The sequence below is a fragment of the Pseudonocardia xinjiangensis genome (assembly GCF_012911925.1).
Classification (GTDB): Bacteria; Actinomycetota; Actinomycetes; order Mycobacteriales; family Pseudonocardiaceae; genus Pseudonocardia; species Pseudonocardia xinjiangensis.
On sequence record NZ_JAAXKY010000266.1, the window covers coordinates 1 to 4,368 of the forward strand.

General features: G+C 69.6%; 5 protein-coding genes and 1 tRNA gene. 1 reads left to right on the forward strand and 5 read right to left on the reverse strand.

All coding sequences use genetic code 11. The annotated features are described in order from the left end of the window. The 3 genes from HF577_RS36685 to HF577_RS36695 form a co-directional block, all read right to left on the reverse strand. A partial coding sequence (locus HF577_RS36685) for an ABC transporter permease subunit (RefSeq protein WP_407692284.1) occupies positions 1 to 127 on the reverse strand: 127 nt, incomplete at its 3' end. A gap of 79 nt (positions 128 to 206) precedes the next feature. Further along, the gene (locus HF577_RS36690) at positions 207 to 1,439 is read right to left on the reverse strand and encodes a branched-chain amino acid ABC transporter substrate-binding protein (protein WP_211175412.1); all 1,233 of its coding nucleotides are present in this window, start codon (positions 1,437 to 1,439) and stop codon (positions 207 to 209) included. A gap of 186 nt (positions 1,440 to 1,625) precedes the next feature. Next, positions 1,626 to 2,261: an ANTAR domain-containing response regulator gene (locus tag HF577_RS36695; protein WP_169400601.1), complete on the reverse strand. Its 636-nt coding sequence runs from the start codon at positions 2,259 to 2,261 to the stop codon at positions 1,626 to 1,628. A gap of 148 nt (positions 2,262 to 2,409) precedes the next feature. Here HF577_RS36695 and HF577_RS36700 point away from each other — a divergent pair. Continuing rightward, a tRNA-Leu gene (locus tag HF577_RS36700) sits at positions 2,410 to 2,483 on the forward strand. Positions 2,484 to 2,514: 31 nt separating this feature from the next. On the opposite strand, the gene HF577_RS36705 is transcribed toward HF577_RS36700, so the two are convergent. Further along, a complete protein-coding gene (locus HF577_RS36705) occupies positions 2,515 to 3,540 on the reverse strand; it encodes an LLM class flavin-dependent oxidoreductase (RefSeq protein WP_169400602.1) in 1,026 nt (341 codons plus the stop codon). 70 nt (positions 3,541 to 3,610) lie between these two features. Beyond that, positions 3,611 to 4,368 (reverse strand): dipeptidase (locus tag HF577_RS36710; protein WP_169400603.1); only part of this gene is annotated, 758 nt, incomplete at its 5' end.

Sequence of the window (4,368 nt, forward strand, 5' to 3'; positions counted from 1 at the left end):
TCTCGCCGTGGGCAAAGTTGATCAGTTGGATGATGCCGTAGACCATCGTGTAGCCGAGTGCGATCAGTCCGATCAGGGAACCGAGCACCAGTCCGTTGACGATCTGGGACAGCAGCGTGGACAGCAAGCGGGTGGTCCCTCCACGAGCGCCGGGGGCGGAGTGTTGCCCCGCCCCCGGCCTGTGATGCCGTTTTGTGGTCTACAGATCAGCCCTGGAAGCTGCCCGTGGACCCCTCGACCGGCGAGAAGTTGTCGCCCTCGACCGTGTAGACGGTGAGCACCTTGTTGGTGGTGTCGCCGTACTGGTCGAACGCGATCGGACCGCCCGCACCGTCGAGCTTGGTCTCCTGCACCGCCTTCACGATGTCGGCCCGCTTGGCCTCGCTGTAGTCACCGCCGGCCAGGGCCTTGGCCACCCCGGCGATGATCACGTTGGCCGAGTCGTAGGTGAACGCGCCGTAGGCACCGAAGTCCTCGGCGTAGTTCGCCGCCTTGTAGTCGGCGATGAACTGCTGCGCGCTGGGCAGGGAGGCGGCCGGCGCACCGACGTTGGTGGCGAGGTCACCCGGGCGTCCGCCGAGCGCGACGAACTGCGGGTCGACGATGCCGTCGCCGCCCATCAGCGGCACGTTGAGACCGGCGGCCGCGAGCTGGGCCGACAGCGGGCCCGCCACCGGGTACTCCCCGCCGTAGTAGACGGCGTCCGGGTTGAGCGCACGGATCTGCGTGATCACACCCGAGAAGTCGGTGTCGCGCTCGCCGACCTTCTCGCGGGCGACGATCTTGGCCCCGAGCTTGGTGGCCTGGTCCGAGAACTGCTCCGCGAGCCCTGAGCCGTAGGTCTTGCCGTCGTCGATCACGGCGATGTTCTTCTTGCCCGCGGTCTGAACCAGGTAGTTCGCCGCGAACGGACCCTGCACGAGGTCGGTGGTGGCCACCCGGAAGTAGTTGTCGAACGGCCGCGCCGGCGCGGAGGTGTTCGCACCGAGGGTCAGCGCAGGCCCGGTGTTGGCCGGAGAGACCTGCACGATGTCGCGTTCCTGGAGGATCGGCTGCACCACCTGGGCGGTGGACGAGTTCAGCGTGCCGACGACCCCGACGACGTTGGGGTCGGAGGCCAGCTTGGTGGCAGCCTGGTTCGCGACCTGCGGCGTGGCCTGGTCGTCCTCCGGCTGGAACGCCAGCTGGTAGCCGGGTACCGCGCACTTCTGGTTGGCCTGGTCCACCGCGAGGTCGGCCGAGTTGCGCATACCGAGACCGAGAGCGGAGAGCCCACCCGACAGGGGCGCGATCATGCCGATGATCAGCGTGCCCTTGCTGGTGTCGCAGGCAGCGCCGCCCCCCGTGCCGGTGGCCTCCTCACGGTTGGTTCCGCATGCCGTGAGCCCGAGAGCTCCGGCAAGGATCGCGGCGGTGACGACCGTCCGCCTCCGAATCATCCTGTTTTTCCTTCCGTACTGCGCGATCTGCTCCGGGCGAGGCCCCGACGTCCGTTGCCCCCGGTTGCCGGGGAGACTCGCGGACGGTAAAGGAAAGCACTCGACCGAGTCACCATCCGGGGCGGGTCCTTTACCGGACCGCAATCTGCCAACGCGGATTGTGACGATCGCTCAGCGGAGGGTGAATCAGGCCTTCGGAGCGGCGAGCCCGTCGACCACAGCCTCGGCGACGGCCTTCATGGTGGTGCGGCGGTCCATCGCCGTGCGCTGGATCCAGCGGAACGCCTCCGGCTCCGACATGCTCTGCCTCGTCATCAGCAGCCCCTTCGCGCGGTCGACGACCTTGCGGGTCTCCAGCCGCTCGGTGAGCGTGGCGACCTCGTCCTCGAGCGCGCGCTTCTCCGCGAAGCGGGACACGGCCAGCTCGATGGCGGGCACCAGCTCGTGGCGCGCGAACGGCTTCACCAGGTAGGCCATCGCACCGGCGTCGCGCGCCTGCTCGATGAGGTCGCGCTGGCTGAACGCCGTGAGCATGACGACGGGCGCGATGCGCTCCTCGACGATCGACGCCGCAGCGGTGATGCCGTCGACCTTCGGCATCTTCACGTCCATGATCACGAGATCGGGGTTCAGCTCGCGGGCCAGCGCAACGGCCTGCTCGCCGTCGCCGGCCTCGCCCGCAACGACATAGCCCTCCTCGGTGAGCATCTCGGCGAGGTCGAGACGGATCAGCGCCTCGTCCTCCACCACGAGCACCCGCAGACCAAGGCCCTGTCCGGCCTCGCCTGCAGTCGTGTCCTGCTCCGAAACCTGCTGCGTCACGAGGCTTCTCTCCTTTGCCGGAGGGTCGTACCGGAAGCCTTCAGGGTACCGGGCGACGCCGGGGAACCGACTGTGATCTCGCCGGACCCGAAGTGGGGGTCGAGGAGGTCGCACGATAGGTCCCCGCTAGGATCACCACCTGCAACTTGCCCCCGTAGCCCAATTGGCAGAGGCGACGGATTCAAGTCCCGTTCAGTGTGCGTTCGAGTCGCACCGGGGGCACACACAGCTTTCCCTCCCCGTTCGGCCGGCACTATTCGCCGCTGCCGCCGGTCCAGCCGAGCGCAGGTCCGAGGTGGGTGGCGATGTCGGTGAGGATCTGGACGTAGTCCTCGTGCTCGAAGGTGAACGGCAGCGCGAAGGCCACCTCGTCGATCTCCCGGAATGCGACGTCGGCATGGAGCCGCTCGGCGATCTCCGCCGACGTGCCGACGAGGTCGGGCGCGAACATCATGCGTGCCGGACCCTGGGGGGTGGCGGTCCGGGGCGTGCGCTTCTCCGCGAACGCCAGGTACTTCGCGCGCTGCTCGGGCGAGGCCGAGTCGGTGGGGATCACGACGAGCCCCTGGGAGATGCGCGCGCGGTCGCCGTCGGGGTGGTGGGCGCGGAACGTGCGGATGTGCGACAGCTGGATCTCGGCGAAGTCCTCGGACTCCTCGGCCTTGACCACACTGCTCATCAGGAAGGCCATCCCGTTCTCACCGGCCCATCGGGCCGACCGCAGGCTGGCGCCGCCGTACCACATGCGGGCGGCCAGGCCCTCGGAGTGCGGCTGCACACGGTCGGAGAACACCTCGAAGCCCTCGACCCCGCTGAAGTCGGTGGCGGGCTTGCCGCGCACGAGGTCCAGCAGCCGCCGCACCCGCTCGTAGCTGAAGTCCTCGCTGTCGGCGGTGTCGGGGTACAGCGCGTTCTTGACGCGGTCGTAGTGCATCGGGGGGCCGACACTGACGCCGGGGTTGAGGCGGCCACCGGAGAGGATGTCGACCGTGGCGAGGTCCTCGGCCAGCCGCAGCGGGTTCTCCCAGCCCAGCGGGATGACCGCGGTGCCGAGCTCGATCCGGCGGGTGCGTTGCGTGGCAGCGGCCAGTACGGCGACCGGTGAGGAGATGCCGTACTGCAGGTGCCGGTGACGCACCCAGGCACTGTCGAACCCCAAGCGCTCCCCCAGCTCGATGATCTCGAGTGTGGACTCGTGGCCGCGGCCGGGGTCGGCCTCGTCGAACAGCCCGATGGTCAGGAAGCCCAGCTTCCGCAACGGTTCCGACGGCAACGGCACCAGATCCTCCCAATGCGATAGGGCCAATCCGATTGTGCGGGTGGCCCGGCGGATCCCGCCACCGCGGCGGTCAGGCCGCCGCCTCTTCGGCTGCGCGCAGCACCCGCAGGGCGTTGCGCCCGGCGAGCTTCGCGCAGTCGTCCTCGTTCCAGCCGCGCTCCAGCAGGGCAGCGAACAGCGCCGGGTACCGCGACACGTCCTCGAGCCCGACCGGGAGCTCCCTGGTGCCGTCGAAGTCCCCACCGATGCCGATGTGGTCGACACCCGCCACCTCGCGCGCGTGCTCCACGTGCGCCACGACGTCGGCCAGGGTCGCCTCCGGGCAGGGCGGCCCGGCCCACGACGCGGCAAAGGCGTCGCGCGCCCGCAGGTCGCGGTGGTCGATCCCGGCGTCGGTCATGGCGGCCTGCAGCGCCACGTCCCACTCGGCGACAGCAGCCGAGACGAACCGTGGGACGAAGGTCACCATGCAGACGCCGCCGTTCGGGGCGAGCGCGCCCAGCACGTCGTCCGGCACGTTGCGGGGATGGTCGGTGACCGTGCGGCAGGACGAGTGGGTGAAGAGCACCGGCGCGGTGGTGGTGGCCAGCGCGTCGCGCATGGTGGTGGCGGCCACGTGGGAGAGGTCGACGACCATGCCGATCCGGTTCATCTCGCGCACCACCTCGCGGCCGAAGTCGCTGAGACCCCCGTGCACGGGCTCGTCGGTGGCCGAGTCGGCCCAGTCGGTGTTGAGGTTGTGGGTGAGGGTCAGGTACCGGACGCCGAGGCGGCGCAGTGCACTCAGCACCCCGAGCGACCCCCCGATGCAGTGGCCGCCCTCCGCGC